This window comes from Brenneria sp. g21c3, assembly GCF_040240345.1.
Lineage (GTDB): Bacteria > Pseudomonadota > Gammaproteobacteria > Enterobacterales > Enterobacteriaceae > Brenneria.
In genome coordinates this window covers 440,337-465,136 of record NZ_JBEIAB010000001.1, presented here as the reverse complement: position 1 = coordinate 465,136, position 24,800 = coordinate 440,337, and the positions used below count along the sequence as shown (strand labels likewise).

Here is a 24,800-nt window from a genome sequence, read left to right as displayed (position 1 = left end):
CGTAGCGGGGAAACATCAACGTGCTAGAACGTTTATCATGGAAGAGGCTGGCGCTGGAGCTGGCTTTCTTTTGTCTGCCAGCGCTCCTGTTGGGGTTGATCGTCGGCTATCTGCCCTGGTTTTTACTGGCAGCGGTTCTGATTGTACTCTGCTGGAACTTTTACAATCAGCTTAAACTTTCCTACTGGCTGTGGGTCGATCGCAGTATGACGCCGCCTCCGGGGCGCTGGAGCTGGGAACCGCTATTCTACGGCCTGTATCAGATGCAATTGCGCAACCGACGGCGGCGGCGAGAATTGGCGTTATTGATCAAACGCTTTCGCAGCGGAGCCGAGTCGCTGCCGGATGCGGTGGTGATCACCACCGAAGAGGGCGCCATCTTCTGGTGTAATCGCCTGGCCCAGCACCTGCTTAGCTTTCGCTGGCCGGAAGACAGCGGGCAGAATATCCTCAATTTGCTGCGTTACCCTGAATTCGCCGCCTATCTGAAAGGCAAGGATTTTAGCCGTCCGTTAACGCTGCAACTGAATAACGCCCATCACGTTGAGTTTCGCATTATGCCCTATTCCGAAGGGCAACTGCTGATGGTGGCGCGCGATATTACTCAAATGCACCAGTTGGAAGGGGCGCGGCGTAACTTTTTCGCCAACGTGAGCCATGAACTGCGCACGCCTTTGACCGTGTTGCAGGGATATCTGGAAATGATGCAGGATGAAACGCTGGATGGCGCTTTGCGCAGTAAGGCGTTGAATACCATGCAGGAACAGACGCGACGCATGGACGGATTAGTCAAACAGCTGCTAACCCTGTCGCGGATAGAAGCCGCCGCCGCCATCGATCTGAGCGAGAAGGTCGACATGCCGCTGATGCTGCGCGTATTGCAGCGCGAGGCCCAGACGCTGAGTCAGGCGCGTCACGAGATTGTCTTTCGCGTAAATGAAAATCTCCAGGTGTTCGGCAATGAAGAACAGCTGCGCAGCGCCGTTTCCAATCTGGTGTATAACGCCGTCAACCATACGCCGGCGGGAACGCGCATCGAGGTTTGCTGGCAAAAAACGCCGGCAGGCGCGCAGTTTCTGGTCAGCGATAACGGACCGGGGATCGCCGCGGAGCATTTGCCGCGTTTGACGGAACGCTTTTATCGCGTCGATAAAGCGCGCTCGCGGCAGACCGGCGGCAGTGGATTAGGTCTGGCGATTGTGAAACACGCATTGAGCCACCATGACGCCCGTCTGGAGATCATGAGTGAGGATGGTTTAGGTTCCCGTTTTGCCTTTACCTTGCCGAACAGGTTGATTGTGCCTGCCTCTCTGGCCGAGAATACCGCGAATCCTTCAGTCTGACGGAAAATGTTATTCATGAAATCCGGCTTGGTCTGGCGGCAATGGACAGCGCCTCTCGACGCTGAATTCGCACGGGGTATGAAAATGAATATTTTTCACCAGCAGTGAAAAATATTCCATTGCGCCGCTCGCGGCGCTGTGCAACGATAGCGCTCAATTATAGACGTCCAGATGTCCAATCTGTCTGCCGGCATGCGGCAGGTCGACGAATATTCCATTACCTCATTGATGCCGGCCGTCGCGTCTTGTGCGCGCCGACCGCTACCCGGGAGTGACCTATCATGGCTAACACACATCCTCCGTTTCGCGCCGATGTCGTCGGCAGTTTGCTGCGTCCGGCGGCCGTCAAGCAGGCTCGTTTACAGTATCAGGCCGGCGAGATTGATGCGTTGCAACTGCGGCAAATAGAAGATCGGGAAATCCTGCGCATTGTCGAGCGGCAGCGCGCCACCGGCTTGCAGGTGGTGACGGACGGCGAACTGCGTCGCAGCTGGTGGCACTTTGACTTCTTCGCGCAGTTGAACGGCGTTGAACGCTATGAAGCGGAGCAGGGGATTCAGTTCCACGGTATTCAGACCAAGTCGCACGGTATTAAAGTCACCGGCAAAGTGAGTTTTAATCCGCGGCATCCGATGCTGGAGGATTTTCGCTATCTGAACAGCATTGCTGGGGATGCGGTGGCGAAAATGACGATTCCCAGCCCCAGCGTGATGCATTTTCGCGGCGGTCGCGAGGCGATAGACCGTCGGGTTTATCCCGACCTGAACGCCTATTTCGCCGATTTGGCGCAAACCTGGCGCGATGCGATCCACGCATTTTATGATGCAGGCTGCCGCTATCTGCAACTGGATGACACCGTATGGGCCTATCTGTGTTCCGACGATCAAAAGCGTCAGATCCGCGAGCGGGGCGAGGATCCCGAACAACTGGCGCGCATATACGCCGAGGTGTTGAATCAAGCGCTGGCGGATAAACCCGCCGATCTGGTGATTGGTCTGCATGTGTGCCGGGGGAATTTCCGCTCTACCTGGATTTCGGAAGGCGGATACGAACCCGTGGCGAAAACGCTGTTCGGCGAAGTGAACGTGGATGCATTCTTCCTGGAGTATGACACGGAACGCGCCGGGGGTTTTGAGCCGTTACGGTTTATCAAACCGGGTCATCAGCGGGTGGTGCTTGGGTTGATCACCAGCAAAAACGGCGAGTTGGAAAATGTGGATAGCGTGCAGGCGCGCATTGCGGAAGCGGCGAAATTTGTGGATATCAACCAGCTTTGCCTTAGCCCGCAGTGCGGTTTCGCCTCCACCGAAGAGGGCAATAGTCTGACGGAAGAGCAGCAGTGGGATAAGCTGAGGCTGGTGGTCGAGATAGCCCGTCGGGTTTGGTGATCGTCTCGCTTTTATACTGAACATCGTCCGCGCCGGAAGCGACGTTGAAAAACGCGCCCGGCGCGCGCACGAAACCCTCACCAAGTTGACAGACATTCCTTTCCCTGATTTGTGGCGATGCCTCAGGCACCCGGCGATTTTTTGCTGTATAAGATTATTTTATGGCTTCATCATGCATTTTTTATAATTTAATTACAGTTTATTGCAATGTTTCGCCGCTATATGCACAAATCATGTATCAGGTAATTATCGATAACTAATATTATATGTTGCTTGTGTTGATTAATTTGGTTTAAAGCTCCGGTTTTTCGCGATCGGCTTGTCTTTTTGCGCTATAAACGTTCTAATTGCCCCCCAATATGGCTGTGCGCCAAAAAATATACTCCTATAAATCTGCTCGCTGTTTCTGTCGACAACGATGGGCAGTCGTTAGCAGCACAGTTTTTCCTCTTTTTCTCGATTTATACAGGCAACGCGACATAACTATGAGTCATCGTTTAACTTCCAAAGATATCATGGCATTGGGTTTTATGACCTTTGCCCTGTTCGTCGGCGCGGGGAACATCATTTTCCCCCCCATGGTGGGTCTGCTGGCGGGTGAACATGTCTGGATCGCCGCGGTTGGCTTTCTGCTTACCGCCGTGGGGCTGCCGGTATTGACCGTTATTGCGCTGGCGCGCGTCGGCGGCGGTATTGATGCATTAAGCTCCCCGATCGGTAAAAACGCGGGCCTGGTATTGGCGACGGTCTGCTATCTGGCGGTCGGCCCGCTGTTCGCCACGCCACGCACGGCGACGGTCTCGTTCGAAGTCGGGCTTGCGCCGCTGCTCGGCAATGGCGACTCCCCGCTATTGATCTATAGCCTGATCTACTTTTCGGTCGTCATCGGCATTTCGCTGTATCCGGGACGCCTGCTGGATACCGTGGGTCATGTGCTGGCTCCGCTGAAAATTATCGCCCTGGCGGTACTGGGCGTCGCCGCGGTGCTGTGGCCGGCCGGTTCGCCTCTGCCGGCGACGGAAACCTATCAGCATATGCCGTTCTCCAACGGTTTTGTGAATGGCTATCTCACGATGGATACCCTGGGCGCGATGGTGTTCGGCATTGTTATCGTCAATGCCGCCCGCTCGCGCGGCGTTGAGGACACCAGACTGCTGACGCGTTACACCATATGGGCCGGCCTTATCGCGGGTATCGGCCTGATGCTGGTGTATCTGAGTTTATTCCAGCTCGGTTCCGTCAGCGGTATCCTCGCGCCGGAAGCGCAGAACGGCGCCGAAATTCTGCATGTCTACGTCCAGCACACGTTCGGCAGCATGGGAAGCAGCTTCCTGGCGTTGCTGATTTTCATTGCCTGCATGGTCACGGCGGTCGGCCTGACTTGCGCTTGCGCCGAGTTCTTCTCTCAGTATCTGCCGTTCTCATACCGCACGCTGGTCTTTATACTGGGCGGTTTTTCCATGGTGGTGTCGAATCTGGGCTTGAGCCATCTGATCCAGCTTTCCATTCCGGTGATGACGGCGATTTACCCGCCCTGTATCGTGTTGGTTTTACTGAGTTTTACGCGATCATGGTGGAATAACTGCTCGCGTGTAGTGGCCCCGGTCATGTTGATTAGCCTGTTGTTCGGCATTATTGATGGGATAAAATCGTCGCACTTCAAACCGCTGTTGCCCGAGTGGAGCCTGCACCTGCCGTTAGGCGGACAGGATCTGGCCTGGCTGCCGCCATCCTTGCTGGTTTTGCTGGCGGCGGCGATTTACGACCGGCTGTGCGGCCGTCAGGAAGTCACTGTACATCAATAGCGCGGTGATCGTTGATTTATACGCCACAGACCACGGTCTGTGGTTTTTCTTTTTAACAGGGTTGCTTATTTATGGAACAACAATCCGCCAGGCTTAAGCGTGGATTAAGTACGCGGCATATCCGTTTTATCGCCTTGGGTTCGGCGATCGGGACCGGGCTTTTTTATGGTTCGGCCAGCGCCATTCAGATGGCCGGACCCAGCGTCCTGCTGGCTTATCTGATTGGCGGCGTTGTCGCTTATATCATTATGCGGGCGCTGGGCGAAATGTCGGTGAACAATCCGCAGTCCAGCTCCTTTTCCCGCTATGCGCAGGATTATCTCGGGCCGTTGGCCGGCTATATTACCGGCTGGACCTACTGCTTCGAGATGCTGATTGTCGCCATCGCCGATGTCACCGCGTTCGGCATTTACATGGGCGTATGGTTCCCGGCGGTGCCTCACTGGGTGTGGGTGCTGAGCGTGGTGTTGATCATCGGCGCCATTAACCTGATGAATGTCAAAGTCTTTGGCGAACTGGAGTTCTGGCTCTCTTTCTTCAAGGTGGCCACCATCATTATTATGATTTTGGCGGGGATCGGCATTATCGTCTGGGGCATCGGCAACGGCGGCGAACCCACCGGCATCCATAACCTGTGGACCAACGGCGGATTCTTCAGTAATGGCGTGATGGGGATGATCCTCTCGTTGCAGATGGTGATGTTCGCCTATGGCGGGGTGGAAATTATCGGCATCACGGCGGGTGAAGCCAAGGAGCCGCACAAATCGATTCCGCGCGCCATCAATTCCGTACCCTGGCGTATTCTGGTGTTCTATGTGGGTACGCTGTTTGTGATCATGTCGATTTACCCCTGGAATCAGGTCGGCACCAACGGCAGCCCGTTTGTCCTGACGTTCCAGCATCTGGGGATCACCGCCGCCGCCGGTATCCTGAATTTTGTGGTGATTACCGCCTCGCTGTCGGCGATTAACAGCGATGTGTTCGGCGTCGGCCGCATGTTGCACGGTATGGCCGAACAAGGCCATGCGCCGCAAGTCTTTACCCGCATTTCCCGGCGCGGCATACCCTGGGTCACGGTGCTGGTGATGATCACGGCGCTGCTGGTGGCGGTGTATCTGAACTACATCATGCCGGGTAAAGTCTTCCTGGTTATCGCTTCGCTGGCGACTTTCGCCACCGTTTGGGTCTGGATTATGATCCTCTGCTCCCAGATCGCGTTTCGCCGCCGCCTGAGTCAGGAACAGGTGAAGGCGCTGGCGTTTCCGTTACGGGGCGGCGCGGCGACGTCGATATTCGCGATCGTCTTCCTGTTTTTTATCATCGGGTTGATTGGTTATTTCCCGGATACCCGCGTGTCGCTTTATGTCGGCATTGTCTGGATTGTATTGCTGCTGGCGGGTTATGCGATCAAGCGGCGATATCAGCGGCGCTAGGCTGAACATCGACAAGCATACGGGGATGAAGATTTCATCCCCGTTTTACTTTGCGCGCGCGGCGGGCTAACGGGTCGTCACGACCTGCCGCGCCAGCGCCTGCATGTCATAGCCGGTCGGCGTCTGATGCACGCGCAAATCGAACTCCGGCATCACGGCGAAGATATGGTCGAAGATGTCCGCCTGTATGCTTTCATATTCCACCCAGGCGGTGGTATTGGTGAAGGCGTAAATTTCCAGCGGTAAGCCTTCCGGCGTCGGCGCCAGCTGGCGCACCATCAACGTCATGCCTTTATGAATCCCCGGATGCGCTTGCAGATAAGCCTGAAGATAGGCGCGGAACGTCCCCAGGTTGGTCAGCCGGCGTCCGTTGAGCGGCGAGGAGAGATCGAGGTCGTCCTGCGCATTATGTTGTTGCAATTCATTGGTTTTTTGGGCGATATACGGCGAGAGCAACCTGCTGCGCAGCAGCCGCTGCTGTTCGTCTTCGGTCATAAAATGCACGCTGGTGGTATCGATGTTGACGCTGCGCTTGATGCGGCGGCCGCCCGATTCCGACATGGCGCGCCAGTTTTTGAATGAGTCCGATATCAGGGCGTAAGTGGGGATGGTGGTGATGGTATTGTCCCAGTTTTTGACCTTAACCGTGGTCAGACCGATATCGATGACCGCGCCGTCCGCGCCGTATTTCGGCATTTCCAGCCAGTCTCCCAGCAACAGCATATTGTTGGCCGAGAGCTGAATTCCCGCCACCAGCCCCATAATCGGATCTTTGAACACCAGCATCAGGACGGCGGTCATCGCCCCCAGACCGCTGATCAGAATCAACGGCGATTTTCCGATCAGCAGCGACACCACCATAATGCCGATCACGATGGTGGCGATCAGCTTCAGGCTTTGAAAGATCCCCCGCAGCGGCAACTGGGTGGCGACTTTTGAACGCGCGGAAACGGTCAGCAGGATATCAAGCAGCGAAAACAGCGCCAGCAAAGCGAAAATCATAATCCAGACCTGGGAACAGATCACCAGCGCTTCACGGGTTTCACTTTGGGACGGCAGCCACAGCACCACCTGAATATTGAGAATGATGCCCTGGAGCAGAAAGGCCAGGCGATTAAACAGGTTATGCTGCGTTAACGCCTGCTTCCAACCCGTGGCGTCGGTACTGTTCGCTTTGTTTGACGAGCGCAAGACCATCCTTTTTAGCACCACCTGATGGAGAATCAGATGAATGACGGCTGAAATCAGCAATATCAGCCCCAGAACAATCAGTAGCGCAATGATGCCGGTGTGTTGCATTCCCGCGTTTTCCAGCCACAGAGCAAGATTTTGTTGCATGCGTCCCTCTTTGATATGCCAGCAAACCGGCCAGATGTTAACGATAGCTATCGTTTAAGGCTAAGGATTTGGCGCACTCAGTCAACTTTTTGTTTTGAAGACGCGGAATAGCGGGGTTGAGCTGGGGGACGATTTAACGGGCGATGAGAACGTCGTCGGAAAGCAAAGAAGCCAGCTGCTGCGGGCAACTGGCTTCGGCGGGATGACGTACGGGGCGATTACAGTTTGTCGGCGTTTTCCGACAGATATTTCGCGACGCCGTCCGGGGAGGCGCCCATGCCGGTTTTACCTTTTTCCCATTGAGCAGGGCATACTTCGCCGTGTTCTTCATGGAATTGCAGCGCATCGACCATACGCAGCATTTCATCAATGTTGCGGCCCAAAGGCAGGTCGTTGACCACCTGATGGCGCACGATGCCTTCTTTGTCGATCAGGAACGAGCCGCGCAACGCCACGCCGGCTTCCGGATGTTCGATACCGTAGGCTTTCTGTATCTCGCGTTTCACGTCGGCGACCATGGCGTATTTCACTTCGCCGATGCCGCCTTTGGCGACCGGCGTTTGACGCCAGGCGTTATGCACGAACTCGGAGTCGAAGGACACGCCGACCACTTCAACGCCGCGCTCCTGGAATTCAGCATAGCGGTGATCAAACGCGATCAGCTCCGACGGGCAAACAAAGGTAAAATCCATCGGCCAGAAGAAGAGCACCGCCGGTTTTCCATTGATGTGTTTTTTCAGGTTGAAATTTTCAACGATTTCGCCACTGCCGAGAACGGCTGCGGCGGTGAAGTCAGGGGCTTGACGCGTAACCAGGACCATAATTACTCCTGTAATTTATTGTTAATAATGGATTGATGTAAAAAACAATAGCGATTATAGGGACTTTGCCCGAGTGAAGACAGGTAAAGAGACCAATCGATAAGATAGTTTTTAGCTATCGATCTAATCGGCGGTTTATATCATAACCTTATATACCCGTCATCTTGCAAATTGCCGGCGCGCGGGCCGGGCAATTTCGTTCCAGACGAATTCGTCGCTCGGCGCGCCTCGAAATCTATTGGGGGCTGTTCGTCGGTCGCGCCGTTAAATTTGCCGCGATTGCGCCAGTTTCATCATCCTGGGATAAAACTGCCAGAAGAGCGTTTCAAATTGCGGATAGTGTTGTTCAATATCGCCGAACGAGCCGGAAAGCGCCGCCAGTTTAGGGCGACGAATCGACATTCTGTGCAGCACATCGGCAATGAACGGCAATTCGGCGTAGCGTTCCAGCCAGCGTTCCGGCCATAGGTAGCGATTCAGATTCTGAAAACGATCGGGCGTTTGCGCCAGATGCGGCGCGATCTGCGACTGCGCCCGCTCGACAAACGAAGACAGCGGGATCAGTGGTTCAAGCTGGAGCCAGTGGCGGGCGAGAAAGTGATCCCACAAGACATCCAGCGTAATCGGCGCGACGCGGCGGTAATCGGCGCTGAAATACTGACGGGCCTGCTTCACTTCCGGCAGGCTGTCGGTCAGGGTATCGACCCGGCGGTGCAGACGGATGCCCGCCACGATATCGTCGGAGTAGCTGTCCTGAGGATTTCCACGGACAAAATCCGCCATCAGATTACCTAACAGCGAGCTGTCGGCCAGCGTGGCCAAATGCAGGTGAGCAAGAAAATTCATCCGCACAGTATAAAGCATTCCGCTTTCCGCGTGCTTATTTCTTGCAGCCGGGTGCTTGCGGCTCTAGACTAGGCCGCCTTTTTTAATCAATAAACAGCTAAGTGAATTGTCATGCGCGTCGCCGATTTTTCGTTTGAACTTCCCGAATCGTTAATTGCCCATTATCCGCAGGCTCAGCGTAGCGGTTGCCGTTTGCTGTCGCTGGACGGGCCGACGGGAAATCTGACGCACGGCGTATTTACCGATTTACTGAATAAGCTGGAAGCCGGCGATCTGCTGGTATTCAACAATACGCGCGTGATCCCGGCCCGGTTGTTCGGGCGCAAAGCCAGCGGCGGCAAGCTGGAAGTGCTGGTTGAACGCGTGCTGGATGAACATCGGGTGCTGGCGCATGTGCGCGCCTCAAAAGCGCCAAAACCCGGCGCCGAACTGCTGCTGGGCGATGACGACAGCGTGCAGGCGACCATGACCGCCCGCCACGATGCGCTGTTTGAGCTGCGTTTCGACGACGCGCGCGACGTATTGTCGATTCTGAATGATATCGGCCATATTCCGCTGCCGCCTTATATCGACCGGCCGGACGAAGAATCCGACCGCGAACTGTATCAGACGGTCTACAGCCAGCGCCCCGGCGCGGTGGCGGCGCCCACCGCGGGTTTGCACTTTGATGAGCCCATGCTGGCCGCGCTGCGTGAAAAGGGGGTGGAAATGGCATTCGTCACCCTGCACGTCGGGGCCGGCACATTCCAACCGGTGCGCGTAGAGACCATTGAAGACCATATCATGCACGCCGAATACGCCGAAGTGCCGCAGGAGGTGGTTGACGCGGTGCTGGCCTGCAAAGCGCGCGGCAACAAGGTGGTGGCGGTCGGCACCACCTCGGTCCGTTCGCTGGAAAGCGCCGCGCAGGCCAGCGGCGGCGAACTGATTGCCCCTTTCTTTGGCGACACGCGGATCTTTATCTATCCTGGTTATCACTACCGGATTATCGATGCGCTGGTGACCAATTTCCATCTGCCTGAGTCCACGCTGATTATGTTGGTATCGGCCTTTGCCGGCTACCGGCACACCATGTCGGCCTACCGGCAGGCGGTGGCTGAGCAATATCGTTTTTTCAGCTACGGGGACGCGATGTTTATTACGCGTAACCCGCAGGCTGAGCAGGAGAAAATCGGCTAGTTTTTGGTCCGAACCTGTTGCGTACGCCGCAGACCAGGCTCTGTCAGGCGTTTATCTGGCATTATCAACATCAACATCAGACTGTTTTTCTGATGCTGGAGGCTAAGTGAAGTACGAATTACAAAAAACCGATGGCCGCGCCCGGCGCGGCAGATTGATTTTTGAACGCGGCGTGGTGGAAACCCCGGCGTTTATGCCGGTAGGCACCTACGGCACGGTAAAAGGGATGACGCCGGAGGAAGTCAAGGATACCGGCGCGCAGATCCTGCTGGGCAATACGTTTCACCTGTGGCTGCGCCCCGGCCAGGAAATTATGAAATTGCATGGCGATTTGCATGATTTCATGCAGTGGCACGGGCCGATCCTGACGGACTCCGGCGGTTTTCAGGTGTTCAGCCTGGGCGATATCCGCAAGATCACCGAGGAAGGCGTCCATTTCCGCAATCCCATCAACGGCGACGCCATCTTCCTTAGCCCGGAAAAGTCGATGGAGATTCAGCACGACCTGGGCTCCGACGTGGTGATGATCTTTGACGAATGCACCCCTTATCCCGCCGATTGGGACTATGCCAAGCGCTCGATGGAAATGTCGCTGCGCTGGGCGCAACGCTGCCGCCGGCGTTTTGACGAATTGAATAATAAGAACGCGTTGTTCGGGATTATTCAGGGCGGCGTTTACGAAGATTTACGCGACGTGTCGGTAAAAGGACTGGTAGACATTGGCTTTGATGGGTACGCTGTGGGCGGTTTGGCGGTGGGCGAGCCTAAAGAAGATATGCACCGTATTCTGGAGCATGTCTGCCCGCAGATCCCGGCGGATAAACCACGTTATCTGATGGGCGTCGGCAAGCCGGAGGATTTGGTGGAAGGCGTGCGTCGCGGCATTGATATGTTTGACTGCGTGATGCCGACGCGTAACGCGCGCAACGGCCATTTATTTGTTACCGACGGCGTGGTTAAAATCCGTAATGCGAAGCATAAGGATGATGTGAGCCCGCTTGATGAACATTGTGATTGCTATACCTGCCGCAATTACAGCCGGGCATACTTGCATCATCTTGACCGTTGCAACGAAATACTCGGCGCGCGACTCAATACCATCCATAATTTGCGTTATTATCAGCGTTTGATGGCGGGTTTACGTCAGGCCATCGAAGAGGGTAAATTAGAGCACTTTGTGGTGGATTTTTACCAACGTATGGGTAAACCGGTTCCGCCGCTTGCTGAAAAAGACGTTGCCGACAGCGACTGACTGCCGGTATTGCGGTGATTTTTATTCACTTTTGTCATACCTATAACTTATCTTTTTGATAACAATGAGGAAATTTAAATGAGTCTTTTTATCTCCGATGCTGTAGCCGCGACTGGCGCTTCGGCTCAGGGAAGCCCGTACTCTCTGGTTATTATGCTGGCCGTATTTGGTCTGATTTTTTACTTCATGATCCTGCGTCCTCAGCAAAAACGCGCCAAGGAACATAAAAAGTTGATGGATTCCATCAGCAAGGGTGATGAAGTCTTAACGACCGGCGGTCTGGTCGGGCGTGTGACGAAAGTGTCTGAAACCGGCTATATCGCTATTGCCTTGAATGACACCAATGAAGTTGTTATCAAACGTGATTTCGTGGCTGCCGTGCTGCCGAAGGGCACTATCAAAGCCCTGTAATTTTCGATTTTCCCGAAGGGAACTGCCGTGTTAAACCGTTATCCTTTGTGGAAGTACCTGATGCTGATCGTGGCTTTGGTCATCGGTCTGCTCTATGCGCTTCCTAACCTGTATGGTGAGGATCCGGCGGTACAAATTACTGGCGCGCGAGGCATCGCCGCCAGTGAAACGACGCTGATCCAAGTCCAAAATGTATTAAAAGAGCAAAACATCACCAGTAAGTCGATTGCATTGGAAAATGGTGCGATTCTGGCTCGCTTCTCCAACCCGGATATTCAGATCCGCGCGCGCGAAGCTCTCCTCAATGAGCTGGGCGATAAGTTTGTCGTGGCGCTTAACCTTGCTCCCGCAACCCCGACGTGGTTACGCGTCCTGGGGGCCGAGCCGATGAAGCTGGGCCTTGATTTGCGCGGCGGCGTTCACTTCCTGATGGAAGTGGATATGGATACCGCGCTGAGCAAGCTGCAAGAACAATCGATGGATTCTCTGCGCAGCGATTTGCGTGAAAAAAATATTCCTTACGCCGCGGTGCGTAAAACCGATAACTATGGCGTTGAAGTGCGTTTCCGCGATGCGCAGACCCGCGACGCGGGTGTGAGTTATCTGACGAGCCGCCACCGCGATCTGGTCATCAGCACCAGCGGCGGCAATCTGCTGCGCGCGGCAATGAGCGATGAGCGTCTGCGTGAGGCGCGTGAATATGCGGTGCAGCAAAACATCAATATCCTGCGTAACCGCGTCAACCAGCTTGGCGTCGCCGAGCCGCTGGTTCAGCGCCAGGGCGCCGACCGCATCGTGGTTGAATTGCCGGGCATTCAGGATACCGCTCGGGCGAAAGAAATTCTGGGGGCGACCGCCACGCTGGAATTCCGTCTGGTCAATAGCGACGCCGATGTGACCGCCGCCGCCAATGGGCGTGTGCCGGGCGATTCCGAAGTGAAGAACATGCGCGACGGCGCGCCGGTCGTGCTGTTCAAGCGCGTGATCCTGACCGGCGATCACATCACCGACTCCACGTCGAGCAATGATGAATACAACCGTCCTCAGGTGAACATCTCGCTGGATAGCGCCGGCGGCAACGCCATGTCCAACTTCACCAAAGACAGCATCGGCAAACCGATGGCGACGCTGTTCGTCGAATATAAAGACAGCGGTAAGAAAGACGCCAACGGTCGCTCGATACTGGAGAAACAGGAAGAAGTGATCAACGTGGCGACGATTCAGTCTCGCCTGGGCAACAGCTTCCGCATCACCGGTATCGATAATCCGAACGAAGCCCGTCAGCTTTCCCTGCTGCTGCGCGCCGGCGCGCTGATTGCGCCGATCCAGATTGTGGAAGAGCGCACCATCGGGCCGACATTGGGTATGCAGAATATCACCCAGGGGTTGGAAGCCTGTCTGTGGGGTCTGATCGCCTCCATCGTCTTTATGGTGGTTTACTACCGTAAGTTCGGCGTGATCGCCACCACCGCGCTGATCGCCAACCTGGTGATGATCGTCGGCGTGATGTCGCTGCTGCCGGGCGCCACGCTGACCATGCCGGGGATTGCCGGGATCGTGCTGACGCTGGCGGTGGCCGTCGATGCCAACGTGTTGATTAACGAGCGTATCAAGGAAGAGCTGAAAAACGGACGCAGCGTCCAGCAGGCGATTCATGAAGGGTATAAGGGCGCGTTCTCCAGTATTGTGGACGCCAACCTGACCACTCTGATCACCGCCGTTATCCTTTACGCTGTCGGTACCGGTTCGATCAAAGGCTTTGCCATCACTACGGCTATCGGGGTAGCAACGTCGATGTTTACGGCGATCGTCGGTACTCGTGCCATCGTTAACCTGCTTTACGGCGGCAAACGCATTAACAAGCTGTCTATCTGAGGAGTGCGTTGTGGCACAGGATTATACTGTTGAACAACTGAACTATGGACGCCGGGTCTATGACTTTATGCGTTGGGATAACGTCGCGTTTCTGATATCAGGAACGCTGCTGATCCTTTCGCTGATCGTGATGGGCGTACGGGGTTTTAACTGGGGATTGGATTTCACCGGCGGTACGGTGATTGAAATCAATCTTGAAAAACCTGCCGATCTGGATTTGATCCGTGATTCGTTACAGAACGCAGGGTTTCACGATCCGCTGATCCAAAACTTCGGCAGCAGTCGCGACGTGATGGTGCGGATGCCGCCGAGCGTCGGCACCTCCGGTCAGGAACTGGGTAATCGCGTACTGAGCGTGATTAATCAGGGTACCGAACAGCATGCGACGGTAAAACGTATTGAGTTTGTCGGCCCCAGCGTCGGGAGCGATTTGGCGCAGGCGGGCGGCATGGCGCTGCTGAGCGCGCTCATCTGTATCCTGATCTATGTCGGCTTCCGTTTTGAATGGCGGCTGGCGTTAGGAGCGGTGCTGGCGTTGGCGCATGACGTGGTCATCACTATGGGCGTGCTGTCTCTGTTCCATATCGAGATCGATCTGACCATCGTCGCATCGTTGATGTCGGTGATTGGCTACTCGCTGAACGACAGCATCGTGGTCTCCGACCGTATCCGCGAGAATTTCCGTAAAATTCGCCGCGGCACGCCTTATGAGATCATGAACGTTTCCCTGACGCAGACGCTGAGCCGTACCATTATGACGTCGGCCACCACGCTGGTGGTGGTGCTGATGCTGTATATCTTCGGCGGCGCGATGCTGGAAGGCTTTTCGCTGGCGATGCTGATCGGCGTATCCATTGGTACGGTGTCCTCTATCTATGTCGCTTCGGCTTTGGCTTTGAAATTGGGCATGAAACGCGAGCATATGCTGGTGCAGAAAGTCGAGAAAGAGGGCGCCGATCAACCCTCGATTCTGCCTTAATAAAACCAATGCAATCGGCGTTTTAGCATCGTCGAAAACATGGCGTTGTCCGCCCCATCCGCGCTCCCTGAGTCGGGTGGGGGGGAAGACGGTTCGCCGGTAGTCTGAAACCCCATGGTATGGGGTTTTTTTTATGGCGAACATTTCCGTCCGCCACTCTCAACGCCGCTGCCGGCGGCGTTGAACATCGCACCCCGCATCAAGGCGCTTCGATAGCGGCGACCGGCGGCGGCGTCTGTTCTTCCTCGATTACCTGATACAACCGGACAAACCCCAGCTGTTCCGGCGTCAGCCCGCTGAGTCGAAGTTCAATCACGGCCGCGGTTTTTGGCAGCAATGGCGGCAGGAATTTGAACGCCTGCGTTTGCGTATCGTTGGTTAACGGTTTACCACTCACGGGGTCGATTTGCCCCCAGTCGATGTGCGCGCTGAACGCGGGCAACCGCGCCGTATCAAGCGTGCGGATATGCAGCAGCGCACGCGTGCCGTTGGCTTCCGCTTCGATATTATCGAGCGATACGCCGAGTTGGCCGATAGCGCTCTGCAATAGGGCGCGGTTTTGCGCCTCGGGCAATAAATACACGCCGGCGTCCGATTGCGCATTCAGCGCATTTTGCCGTTCCAGCGCCGTAGCTTGATCGGTCAGCGTTTGTAACCGATGGTTCAACTGACTCAATTGATTTTGCAACTGCGGCGTCTGGCGTTGTTGCGCACAGCCGGCCAGAACGGCCAAAACCGGTAAAACGGCGAGCATACGGTATCGGGTTGTCATTTCTGTTTTTCCCCCTGCGTGGAATCCTTCGGTGTTCTTTTTTGACAGTGTAGTCGCGATTGCAGGCGAGACATATACCCCAGACGACTTCGACGGCGGTTTCCGGTTTTTCGCGCCGCTCGCGGCGGCGGCGGCCTGGTATTTTCATTCTATTGCCGGGGGATGCGAATCGGTTCGCAACAACACTCAGGAGTTTTGGTTAGTCTGATAATTCAGGGTAAACTGTCTTTATGTTAAGGATTACTGGTCAGGACGCATTATGCATTGCCCATTTTGTTCGGCTGTGGATACCAAAGTTATCGATTCCCGTCTGGTTGGCGAAGGTTCTCAGGTACGCCGGCGTCGGCAGTGTCTGGTTTGTAATGAACGTTTCACCACGTTTGAAGTGGCGGAGTTGGTGCTACCCCGGATTATAAAAAGTAACGACGTACGCGAACCCTTCAATGAAGATAAATTGCGCAGCGGCATGCTCAAGGCTTTGGAAAAAAGGCCGGTCAGCTCCGATGATGTCGAAATGGCGATTAATCATATTAAATCCCAGTTGCGCGCCACCGGTGAACGTGAAGTGACGGCCAAGATGGTGGGCAATCTGGTGATGGATGCGCTGAAAAAACTGGATAAGGTGGCTTATATCCGGTTTGCGTCGGTGTATCGCAGTTTTGAAGATATCCGGGAGTTCGGCGAAGAGATTGCGCGTTTGCAAGATTAAGCCTGATGTTGAGAATATCGTCAGTAGAGAAGGGGCGCAGGGAATGGTGGGGCAGCAGGACGAATTAGTACTTCCGCAGGATGAACGCTATATGGCGCTGGCGCTTGAGCTGGCGCGTCGCGGGCGGTTTACCACCTCGCCTAATCCCAATGTCGGCTGCGTGATAGTGAAAGACGGCGTGATTGTCGGGGAAGGGTATCATTTCCGCGCCGGCGAACCGCATGCGGAAGTTCATGCCTTGCGTATGGCCGGCGATCGGGCGCGCGGCGCAACCGCCTATGTCACGCTGGAGCCGTGCAGTCATCACGGCAGAACGCCGCCTTGCGCCGATGCGCTGATTGCGGCGGGCGTTTCCCGCGTCGTCGCCGCCATGCAGGATCCGAATCCTCAGGTGGCCGGGCGAGGGCTGCATCGTTTGCAACAGGCCGGCGTCCTGGTCAGCCATGGGGTGATGGCGTCTGAAGCGGAGAAGATCAATCAGGGTTTCCTGAAGCGCATGCGCACCGGGTTTCCCTATGTGCAGCTTAAAATGGCCGCCTCGCTGGACGGACGAACGGCGATGGCCTCCGGGGAGAGCCAGTGGATCACCTCTGCGCAGGCGCGGCAGGATGTGCAGCGCTTTCGGGCGGAAAGCGCCGCGATACTGAGCAGCAGCGCGACGGTATTGGCGGACGATCCCTCGTTAACGGTGCGCTGGCAGGAACTGGATGCCGAGACGCGGCGGATTTATCCCGTCGAACATCTGCGCCAGCCGGTGCGCGTTATCGTCGATAGCCGACAGCGGGTGACCCCGCGACATCGGATCGTTGCGCAGCCGGGGCGAACCTGGCTGGCGCGCCCGCTCGCGGATGAACAGGCGTGGCCTGAAAACGTTGAGCAGCTTGGGCTGCCGCTGCACAATGGCGGCATTGACCTGGTGGCGCTGATGATGGTGCTGGGCAAGCGGCAGATTAATTCCGTCTGGGTTGAGGCCGGCGCGAACCTGGCGGGCGCCCTGTTGCTGGCGGGCGTGGTGGACGAGCTTATCGTCTATCTGGCGCCGAAACTGTTGGGCGACGATGCGCGCGGGCTTTGCGTCCTGCCGGGATTGAGTCAATTGTCGCAGGCGCCTGAGTTTACGCTAACCGACGTACGCCAGGTCGGGTCAGATTTGCGGCTGCGCTTAAAACCGAATACGTAACCGGAAGAATATGATAGAATCCGCCCCCCTGCGGGGTATAAAGACCAGATAAAGGAAAGCTATGAACGTTATTGAAGGTGTTGTCGCTACTCCTGATGCCCGCGTGGCGATTGCAATTGCTCGTTTTAACCATTTTATCAACGACAGCCTGTTGGAAGGCGCGATTGATGCGCTGAAACGCATCGGTCAGGTTAAAGACGAGAATATTACCGTGGTTTGGGTTCCTGGAGCCTACGAGCTGCCGTTAGCCGTTCGCGCGCTGACCAAAAGCACGGCAAACGGCGGTTATGATGCGGTGGTTGCGCTGGGAACGGTTATCCGCGGTGGAACAGCCCATTTTGAATTTGTTGCCGGCGAATGCAGTTCCGGTTTGTCTCAGGTCGCAATGAGTAGCGATGTTCCTGTTGCCTTCGGCGTATTAACCACCGAAAGCATTGAACAGGCCATTGAGCGCGCCGGCACGAAAGCGGGTAATAAAGGCGCAGAAGCCGCCCTGACCGCGCTAGAAATGATTAATGTATTGAAAGCTATTAAGTAAGCCTGATTAAGTAAGGGGAATTCCGTGAAACCTGCTGCTCGTCGCCGCGCCCGTGAATGTGCGGTTCAAGCGCTTTATTCCTGGCAGTTGTCTAAAAATGATATTGCCGATATTGAACACCAATTCCTGAGCGAGCAGGATGTCAAAGACGTCGACATCACCTATTTCCGAGAGCTGCTGGCTGGCGTCGCCACTCAGGCTGAAAAGCTGGATCAACTGATGGCGCCTTTCCTGTCCCGCCAGCTTGACGAACTGGGTCAGGTTGAAAGAGCGATTCTGCGTTTGGCGATGTTTGAACTCAGTAAACGCGACGATGTTCCTTACAAAGTCGCCATCAATGAAGCCATCGAACTGGCGAAGGTGTTTGGCGCTGAGGATAGCCATAAGTTTGTGAACGGCGTGCTCGACAAGGCTGCGCCTTCCGTGCGGAAAGGTAAGAAGTAAATGAGTCAGGGCCGGATATCCGGCCCTGGTCTTTTGAATTAAACGCTGGCTGGAAAGGTTATGGTTGAAGGTGAGTTTGACCTTATTGCCCGCTATTTCAATCGGGTCAGAAATTCACGTCGGGATGTTGAGTTGGGCATCGGCGACGATTGCGCATTGCTGTCGGTGGCGGAGAAACAATTACTGGCGGTGAGCACCGATACATTGGTGTCCGGGATTCATTTTTTGCCGGATATCGATCCTGCCGATCTGGGTTACAAATCACTGGCGGTCAATTTAAGCGATTTAGCCGCCATGGGCGCCGATCCCGCCTGGCTATCCCTGGCGATTACCCTGCCTGAAACGAACAGCGACTGGTTGGCAAAATATAGCGACAGCCTGTTTGAACTGCTCGACTATTACGGCATGCAGCTGATCGGCGGCGATACCACTCGCGGCCCGCTGAGCCTGACGTTGACGATTTATGGTTTAGTCCCTGTCGGCAGAGCATTAACCCGCCGGGGCGCGCGGATCGGGGACTGGGTTTATGTGACCGGCTCGTTAGGCGACAGCGCCGCCGGGCTGGCGATCCTACAGAATCAACTGTCGCTCGATGATGGCGATGCCCGTCAGGCATTAGTTCAACGCCACCTGCGCCCGCAGCCCCGAATATTGCAAGGTCAGGCGTTGCGCGGTTTAGCCAGCTCGGCGATTGATATCTCAGACGGCCTGATTGCCGATTTACAGCACATTCTGAAAAGCAGCGAGTGCGGCGCCCGCATCAATCTGGACGCTATTCCTCACTCTCACTGGCTGCGCGATCTGGTGGACGAAGAACAGGCGCTGCGCTGGGCGCTATCCGGCGGCGAAGATTATGAACTGTGCTTCACCGTACCTGAAATTAATCGCGGCGCGCTGGATATCGCCTTAGGCCATTTGGGCGCCGATTATACCTGTATCGGGCAAATCGCGCCTTCATCCGAAGGATTGCGTTTCTTCCGGAACGAGCAAGAGATCGAACTGAACTGGAAGGGATATGACCATTTTAGCCGGCAAAACTGAAGGGGCGCAGACGGCGAAAAGTCGGCTGAATTTGCGCAATCCGTGGCACCTGCTGGCGACGGGATTCGGCAGTGGTTTGGCGCCCTGGATGCCAGGCACGTTCGGCTCGCTGGCGGCGATCCCGCTGTGGTATGCGCTGTCGTTTCTCCCTACCGAACTTTATTCGCTGGTGGTGATGTTCAGCATCTGCATCGGCGTCTATCTGTGTCATCGAACGGCAAAGGATATGGGCGTTCACGATCACGGCAGTATCGTCTGGGATGAATTCGTCGGTATGTGGATTACCCTGATGGCGATACCGGTTAATGACTGGCCGTGGGTCGCCGCCGGATTTGTGGTGTTTCGCTGTCTGGATATCTGGAAGCCCTGGCCGATCCGCTGGTTCGATCGCAATGTGCATGGCGGAATGGGCATTATGATCGACGATATCATCGCCGGGGTGATTGGCGCAGGCATGATTTATTGGGTGGGCCACCACTGGCCGTTATTCTAAATCCTGTCCAGACTCCCTGCGCGGACAACCTATTCGTCACAGGAACAGCAAGCGCATCGCCCACTCTTCATACGTCAATCTTGACTTACCAGTCGTAGCCTGATTCCTGCCATTCCCGCTGGGCGGCCTTTTGCCGATCAACGGTGGCGCTGGCAATCTCATCCATCGATACCGCATTGAAAAAATTGCTGGAATAGCGTGTGCTGGGATCTTTGGCGACGTTTTTCTCATCGAACATATGTTGCGTCTCACCGCTGTCGTTGATCCAGTCGAGCAGCTCGACGCCGATCGGGGGAATGCCTTCTTCCTGCATAAACTGTGAAACTTCGGCGCTGGTGACGTGTTTGATGTGATGCAACGCCTGGGATCCTGGTAAAGGATCGGCATTTCTGGCAATTTGATATAGGGCGGGAAAATCAGGATTACGATTGTGCGCTTGCGCCAGCGTTACCGCCGTTGGGAATCGAACCCAGGGATCCACCACAACGGTGTGTTGATCGCCCCAGAACTGATCGCGCGGATCGCCAATCAATACATATTCGTGGTCCCAGTTTTTATCGGACACATATTGCACGGGCGCATTGACCCGTTGTCCGGCCAACAGTGTGTAGCTCAGTTCCGCCTGTTCCCCGCAATTTCCTGCCTGATGGCGGGCCACTTCTTTGGCATTGACCACAGGAAACGGCGAAGCGGCTCGTTCTCGCAGCATCAGCAGACGCATGGCGCTTTCTCCCTTGGTATAAATCACGTCCGCCTTTTGGTTTCCTGCGCCGTAGGGCAGCATTCTTTTCACCTTGCGCAGCGTTTCCTGCGCCAGCTTAAGATTTTCCATCGTCGATGCATCAACCCTGATATTCTTGCCTGTAAACCGGGTGATGCCGAGGTAATCCGCGCTCACCACGTCGTGTAATTTCACCACCGATTCCTGCCTGATATCAGCCAGAGGATCGACGGTACTCTCGCCGCTGAAATAACGGTTATGTACAGGGTTCATCATCAATGCATCCTTGTTGTCGCTGAACGTTTATTACGACGCCGTATCGTTGTTCATCGCGGGGAACCTGGGCGGTACGGTATCGTCGGCCATTTTCTTAGCGCCAGTCGAGCTGGTCATCTGCTGGTGTATCCAGACTTTGAGGGTTGATACCGTTTCAATGAATGTGCTAACCAACTTATGGGTTTCGCCTTCGTCCAGTTCAATGAGCGGTTGGCGAGATGAAAGCGTGACTTTCTTCTTGCGCGTATCAATAGCAAGCGTAAAAACGGGATGCCTGGCGTTCCAGTTATTCATGGACAAAAGGGATAACAGGACGTTGGCCGGCGGGACGACGTCGGGTTCCAGAGAGATAAAAGGGCTCATTATATTCAGATAACCCGGCTGATTGCCCATCAGGAAGATTGGCGTTTCATCGTCCAGCGTAATAATGTAAACGTCATGCCCTTTCTGTTCTGCTTTTGCCGTATCGATATGGTACGGCTTCATCAATCTGGATATGACGATGTGAAAAGCGCGGTTATGATTCATTTATCTCTTCTCGGTTTTTTCTTCTGAGTAGAGAAAACGGTCTGCGGGTTCCCTGTACTGCGTGAATTAAAAGTGAGATACCGCGGTTGTGGCGACAGGCGCTAAAGGCCGGGCGCTTTATCAGATGGAAATATGTTTGATATCAGCGGGGTTGCCGATGTGGGGAAGGCAAGGCAGGCCGGGCAAAACCCGACCTGCTTATTTTATTGCGCCAGCCATTGGCTGATGCTGAGTTCAATGCCCGCGGCGTCCAGTCCCATATCCGCGCGAATTTCTTCCTGTCCGCCCTGGGGTACGAATCTGTCCGGCAGGCCGAGGTTCAATACGGAAACGGCGATACGTTTCGCCATCAGTAATTCGTTCACGCCGCTGCCTGCGCCGCCCATAATCGCGTTTTCCTCCAGCGTCACCAGCACGTTATGGCTGCCTGCCATTGCCAGAATCAGCGCGTCGTCCAGCGGTTTGACGAACCGCATATCCACCAGCGTGGCGTCCAGTTTATCCGCGACTTTTTGCGCTTCCGGCAACAGCGTGCCGAAATTAAGGATGGCGATCTCTTTACCCTGACGGCGAACCACGCCTTTGCCAATCGGCAATTCGTCCAGCGGCGCCAAAGCCGCGCCGGTGCCGCTTCCGCGCGGATAACGCACCGCCGCCGGCCCTTTATCATAGTGATAACCGGTATACAGCATCTGGCGACACTCGTTTTCGTCGCTTGGCGTCATAATCACCATGTTGGGAATACAGCGCAGGAACGACAGATCGAAAGCGCCCTGATGCGTCTGCCCGTCGGCGCCGACAATGCCGCCCCGGTCGATGGCGAACAGCACGGGCAGGTTTTGAATGGCGACGTCGTGGATCACCTGGTCGTAGGCGCGCTGCAAGAACGTGGAATAAATCGCCACCACCGGACGGTAACCGCCCACGGCGAGGCCGGCGGCGAAGGTCACCGCGTGTTGTTCGGCAATCGCCACGTCAAAATATTGCTGCGGGTATTCACGCGAAAACGGCACCATGCCGGACCCTTCGCGCATGGCGGGGGTGATAGCCATCAGTTTGCTGTCTTTCGCCGCCGTTTCCTGTAGCCATTGGCCGAAGATCTTGGAGTAGGTCGGCAGATTGTCTTTGCTTTTCGGCAAGGTGCCGCTGGCGGGGTCGAATTTGGGCACCGCATGCCAGCTTATCGGATCCTGCTCCGCCGGCGCATAGCCTTTCCCTTTCTTGGTCATGATGTGCAGCAACTGCGGGCCTTTCATGCTACGCATATTTTTCAGCGTTTGCGCCAGCGCCTGCACATCGTGACCATCCACCGGACCGATATAATTAAAACCCAGTTCTTCAAATAGGGTGCCGGGAACCACCATGCCTTTCAGATGTTCTTCCGTCCGCTTGACCAGTTCCTTAATAGGCGGCAGTCCGGACAGCACCTTTTTGCCCCCTTCGCGCAGGCTGGCGTAGAGTTTGCCTGACAGCAATTGAGCCAGATGGTTATTCAACGCGCCGACGTTTTCTGAAATCGACATTTCGTTGTCATTCAGCACCACCAGCAGATCGGTGTTAATGTCGCCTGCGTGGTTCATGGCTTCAAAGGCCATGCCCGCGGTGATGGCGCCGTCGCCAATCACGCAAACGGTACGGCGGCCTTTTCCTTCACGCTCCGCGGCGACGGCCATACCCAGCCCGGCGCTGATTGACGTCGATGAATGGCCGACGCTCAATACGTCGTATTCGCTTTCTTCCCGCCACGGGAAAGGATGCAGGCCGCCTTTCTGGCGGATGGTCGCAATGCGGTCGCGGCGGCCGGTCAGAATTTTGTGCGGATAGGCCTGATGCCCGACATCCCAGATCAGGCGATCGAAAGGCGTGTTGTAGACGTAATGCAGCGCGACCGTGAGTTCGACGGTCCCTAACCCCGAGGCGAAATGACCGCTTGAACGGCTGACGCTGTCCAGCAGATATTGGCGAAGTTCGTCACACAGCTTCGGCAGACTTTCTTTCGGTAGCAGACGCAGTTCATCAGGTGTTTCCACTAACGATAATGTAGGGTATTTCGCTGTATCAAAACTCATTAGAGACTCATTCAGAGATTTTATTTGTTGCGCTCGACGATGAAATTCGCCAAGGCTTGTAATGGCTCAATATTCAATGGGATCGGGCTGGACAGGGCTAAATCATCCAGCGACGCCAGTGATTCCCGGTAAAGCTCCCTGGCTTTTTCCCGCGCGCCTGCCAACCCCAGTAAAGCGGGGTAGGTGCTCTTACCCAACTGCTGATCGGCGCCCTGACGTTTTCCCGTCGTGGCGCTGTCGCCGACGACATCCAAAATATCGTCCTGCACCTGAAAGGCCAGGCCGATAGCGTCGGCATAGCGATCGAGATAGGGCATCGCGGCCCGGCCCGATTCACCGGCCGCCAGCGCCCCCAGTCTAACCGCGGCGCGGATCAGCGCGCCGGTTTTATGACGGTGAATTTGCTCCAGCGCCGCCAAATCGACCTGATGACCCTCCGCCGCCAAATCCAATGCCTGGCCGCCGCACATGCCGGCGACGCCGCTGGCCTGCGCCAGCTCGGACAGCATCGCCAGACGATTCTGCGCCGTGACGTGCGGCATCGGCGCATCGGCTAAAATCGAGAATGCTAAGGTTTGCAAGGCATCTCCGGCTAAAACGGCGCTGGCTTCGCCGAACTTGATATGACAGGTCGGCTGGCCGCGGCGCAGATCATCATCGTCCATCGCCGGGAGATCGTCGTGGATTAATGAATAGGCATGAATGCATTCCACCGCCGCGGCGGGCGCATCCAGACTTTCCAGCGGCATGCCGAACAGTTCGCCGGTAGTATAAACCAGGAATGGACGCAGCCGCTTGCCGCCTAACAATGAACCATACCCCATGGCATTAACCAGAGGACTACTCTGAAAGGGCAGCGCGGAAATAAAATGGCTTAAGATGCGATTCGTCCGCCGGCAGTGCGCGGTTAATTGTTCGGAGAAATCTGTCATAGCTATTCACTGTCCGGCGTAAACGGCGACAGCGCCGCATCCGGCTCATCACTCAGCAGAATCTGTACCCGTTGTTCCGCCTGTTGCAATTTTTGCTGCCCCTGACGCGCAAGCTGTATGCCATGCTCAAATTCATTCAGCGCCTCTTCCAACGGCAATTCGCCAGACTCAAGGCGGGTCACGATTTTTTCCAGTTCGTTCAGGGAGTTTTCAAAGCTCACTGGCTGCTCGGTTTTCTTGGGCATAGTATTTTCAGAATCCTGGTTTATACGCTGCTGCGTTGCGACCGCACAGCGCTATCTTACATTTGAATACCAACCAATGCCGATGGATTATACGGCTAAAGCGTGCGGTAATCTCTATACGTCGAGTATTTGTCGCCGTCGCGTTGTCGGCCGCAACGCCAATTACTTTGGGTATAGATAAT

General features: G+C 55.5%; 24 protein-coding genes. 15 read left to right on the top strand and 9 right to left on the bottom strand.

Annotated features, from left to right (window positions below; all coding sequences use genetic code 11):
• Positions 1 to 20: 20 nt before the first annotated feature.
• From phoR to proY, 4 genes are all read left to right on the top strand, one after another.
• The gene (gene phoR, locus ABRZ28_RS02065; protein WP_319603589.1) at positions 21 to 1,343 is read left to right on the top strand and encodes a phosphate regulon sensor histidine kinase PhoR; all 1,323 of its coding nucleotides are present in this window, start codon (positions 21 to 23) and stop codon (positions 1,341 to 1,343) included.
• 281 nt (positions 1,344 to 1,624) lie between these two features.
• Positions 1,625 to 2,731 (top strand): cobalamin-independent methionine synthase II family protein, encoded by a 1,107-nt coding sequence (locus tag ABRZ28_RS02060; protein ID WP_319603588.1) that lies wholly within the window; start codon positions 1,625 to 1,627, stop codon positions 2,729 to 2,731.
• Positions 2,732 to 3,216: 485 nt separating this feature from the next.
• Entirely contained in the window at positions 3,217 to 4,536 is a 1,320-nt protein-coding gene (gene brnQ, locus ABRZ28_RS02055; protein WP_330519375.1) for a branched-chain amino acid transport system II carrier protein, read from the top strand.
• Between the two features lie 71 nt (positions 4,537 to 4,607).
• Positions 4,608 to 5,969, top strand: a complete 1,362-nt coding sequence (gene proY, locus ABRZ28_RS02050; protein WP_319603586.1) for a proline-specific permease ProY — start codon at positions 4,608 to 4,610, stop codon at positions 5,967 to 5,969.
• Between the two features lie 66 nt (positions 5,970 to 6,035).
• On the opposite strand, the gene ABRZ28_RS02045 is transcribed toward proY, so the two are convergent.
• The 3 genes from ABRZ28_RS02045 to ABRZ28_RS02035 all read right to left on the bottom strand — a co-directional run bounded on the left by ABRZ28_RS02045 (position 6,036) and on the right by ABRZ28_RS02035 (position 8,974).
• Positions 6,036 to 7,307 (bottom strand): mechanosensitive ion channel family protein, encoded by a 1,272-nt coding sequence (locus ABRZ28_RS02045; RefSeq protein WP_319603585.1) that lies wholly within the window; start codon positions 7,305 to 7,307, stop codon positions 6,036 to 6,038.
• A 218-nt stretch (positions 7,308 to 7,525) separates the two neighbouring features.
• Positions 7,526 to 8,128, bottom strand: a complete 603-nt coding sequence (locus ABRZ28_RS02040; protein ID WP_319603584.1) for a peroxiredoxin C — start codon at positions 8,126 to 8,128, stop codon at positions 7,526 to 7,528.
• A 264-nt stretch (positions 8,129 to 8,392) separates the two neighbouring features.
• Positions 8,393 to 8,974 carry an acyl carrier protein phosphodiesterase gene (locus ABRZ28_RS02035; RefSeq protein ID WP_319603702.1) on the bottom strand — a complete coding sequence of 194 codons (582 nt, stop codon included), beginning with the start codon at positions 8,972 to 8,974 and terminating at the stop codon, positions 8,393 to 8,395.
• A gap of 111 nt (positions 8,975 to 9,085) precedes the next feature.
• Here ABRZ28_RS02035 and queA point away from each other — a divergent pair, with 111 nt between their 5' ends.
• From queA to secF, 5 genes are all read left to right on the top strand, one after another.
• Entirely contained in the window at positions 9,086 to 10,153 is a 1,068-nt protein-coding gene (gene queA / locus ABRZ28_RS02030; protein WP_330519374.1) for a tRNA preQ1(34) S-adenosylmethionine ribosyltransferase-isomerase QueA, read from the top strand.
• Between the two features lie 106 nt (positions 10,154 to 10,259).
• Positions 10,260 to 11,405 carry a tRNA guanosine(34) transglycosylase Tgt gene (gene tgt, locus ABRZ28_RS02025; protein WP_319603582.1) on the top strand — a complete coding sequence of 382 codons (1,146 nt, stop codon included), beginning with the start codon at positions 10,260 to 10,262 and terminating at the stop codon, positions 11,403 to 11,405.
• Between the two features lie 78 nt (positions 11,406 to 11,483).
• The gene (gene yajC / locus ABRZ28_RS02020; RefSeq protein ID WP_319603581.1) at positions 11,484 to 11,816 is read left to right on the top strand and encodes a preprotein translocase subunit YajC; all 333 of its coding nucleotides are present in this window, start codon (positions 11,484 to 11,486) and stop codon (positions 11,814 to 11,816) included.
• A gap of 27 nt (positions 11,817 to 11,843) precedes the next feature.
• On the top strand, positions 11,844 to 13,691 hold the full coding sequence (secD, locus tag ABRZ28_RS02015) for a protein translocase subunit SecD (RefSeq protein ID WP_330519373.1): 1,848 nt from the start codon (positions 11,844 to 11,846) through the stop codon (positions 13,689 to 13,691).
• A gap of 10 nt (positions 13,692 to 13,701) precedes the next feature.
• A complete protein-coding gene (gene secF, locus ABRZ28_RS02010) occupies positions 13,702 to 14,670 on the top strand; it encodes a protein translocase subunit SecF (RefSeq protein WP_319603579.1) in 969 nt (322 codons plus the stop codon).
• Positions 14,671 to 14,869: 199 nt separating this feature from the next.
• On the opposite strand, the gene ABRZ28_RS02005 is transcribed toward secF, so the two are convergent.
• The gene (locus tag ABRZ28_RS02005) at positions 14,870 to 15,442 is read right to left on the bottom strand and encodes a SadB/YajI family lipoprotein (protein WP_330519372.1); all 573 of its coding nucleotides are present in this window, start codon (positions 15,440 to 15,442) and stop codon (positions 14,870 to 14,872) included.
• A 259-nt stretch (positions 15,443 to 15,701) separates the two neighbouring features.
• On the opposite strand from ABRZ28_RS02005, the gene nrdR reads away from it, so the two are divergent.
• The 6 genes from nrdR to pgpA all read left to right on the top strand — a co-directional run bounded on the left by nrdR (position 15,702) and on the right by pgpA (position 19,847).
• Positions 15,702 to 16,151, top strand: coding sequence for a transcriptional regulator NrdR (nrdR, locus tag ABRZ28_RS02000; RefSeq protein ID WP_319603577.1), 450 nt, complete (start codon positions 15,702 to 15,704; stop codon positions 16,149 to 16,151).
• Positions 16,152 to 16,194: 43 nt separating this feature from the next.
• On the top strand, positions 16,195 to 17,331 hold the full coding sequence (ribD, locus tag ABRZ28_RS01995) for a bifunctional diaminohydroxyphosphoribosylaminopyrimidine deaminase/5-amino-6-(5-phosphoribosylamino)uracil reductase RibD (RefSeq protein ID WP_330519371.1): 1,137 nt from the start codon (positions 16,195 to 16,197) through the stop codon (positions 17,329 to 17,331).
• Between the two features lie 61 nt (positions 17,332 to 17,392).
• Positions 17,393 to 17,869, top strand: coding sequence for a 6,7-dimethyl-8-ribityllumazine synthase (ribH, locus tag ABRZ28_RS01990; RefSeq protein ID WP_319603575.1), 477 nt, complete (start codon positions 17,393 to 17,395; stop codon positions 17,867 to 17,869).
• Positions 17,870 to 17,893: 24 nt separating this feature from the next.
• Positions 17,894 to 18,313 (top strand): transcription antitermination factor NusB, encoded by a 420-nt coding sequence (gene nusB, locus ABRZ28_RS01985; RefSeq protein ID WP_319603574.1) that lies wholly within the window; start codon positions 17,894 to 17,896, stop codon positions 18,311 to 18,313.
• A gap of 60 nt (positions 18,314 to 18,373) precedes the next feature.
• The gene (gene thiL, locus ABRZ28_RS01980; protein ID WP_330519370.1) at positions 18,374 to 19,354 is read left to right on the top strand and encodes a thiamine-phosphate kinase; all 981 of its coding nucleotides are present in this window, start codon (positions 18,374 to 18,376) and stop codon (positions 19,352 to 19,354) included.
• On the top strand, positions 19,329 to 19,847 hold the full coding sequence (gene pgpA / locus ABRZ28_RS01975; RefSeq protein ID WP_319603572.1) for a phosphatidylglycerophosphatase A: 519 nt from the start codon (positions 19,329 to 19,331) through the stop codon (positions 19,845 to 19,847). The genes thiL and pgpA overlap by 26 nt, the downstream gene beginning before the upstream one ends.
• 85 nt (positions 19,848 to 19,932) lie before the next feature.
• Here pgpA and ABRZ28_RS01970 read toward each other — a convergent pair whose 3' ends face one another.
• From ABRZ28_RS01970 to xseB, 5 genes are all read right to left on the bottom strand, one after another.
• Positions 19,933 to 20,844, bottom strand: a complete 912-nt coding sequence (locus ABRZ28_RS01970; RefSeq protein WP_319603571.1) for a hypothetical protein — start codon at positions 20,842 to 20,844, stop codon at positions 19,933 to 19,935.
• A gap of 30 nt (positions 20,845 to 20,874) precedes the next feature.
• The gene (locus tag ABRZ28_RS01965; protein ID WP_319603570.1) at positions 20,875 to 21,372 is read right to left on the bottom strand and encodes a CesT family type III secretion system chaperone; all 498 of its coding nucleotides are present in this window, start codon (positions 21,370 to 21,372) and stop codon (positions 20,875 to 20,877) included.
• A 203-nt stretch (positions 21,373 to 21,575) separates the two neighbouring features.
• The gene (gene dxs, locus ABRZ28_RS01960; protein ID WP_319603569.1) at positions 21,576 to 23,441 is read right to left on the bottom strand and encodes a 1-deoxy-D-xylulose-5-phosphate synthase; all 1,866 of its coding nucleotides are present in this window, start codon (positions 23,439 to 23,441) and stop codon (positions 21,576 to 21,578) included.
• Positions 23,442 to 23,461: 20 nt separating this feature from the next.
• Positions 23,462 to 24,373 carry a (2E,6E)-farnesyl diphosphate synthase gene (gene ispA, locus ABRZ28_RS01955; protein WP_330519369.1) on the bottom strand — a complete coding sequence of 304 codons (912 nt, stop codon included), beginning with the start codon at positions 24,371 to 24,373 and terminating at the stop codon, positions 23,462 to 23,464.
• Positions 24,374 to 24,375: 2 nt separating this feature from the next.
• Positions 24,376 to 24,618 carry an exodeoxyribonuclease VII small subunit gene (gene xseB, locus ABRZ28_RS01950; protein WP_319603567.1) on the bottom strand — a complete coding sequence of 81 codons (243 nt, stop codon included), beginning with the start codon at positions 24,616 to 24,618 and terminating at the stop codon, positions 24,376 to 24,378.
• Positions 24,619 to 24,800 lie beyond the last annotated feature (182 nt).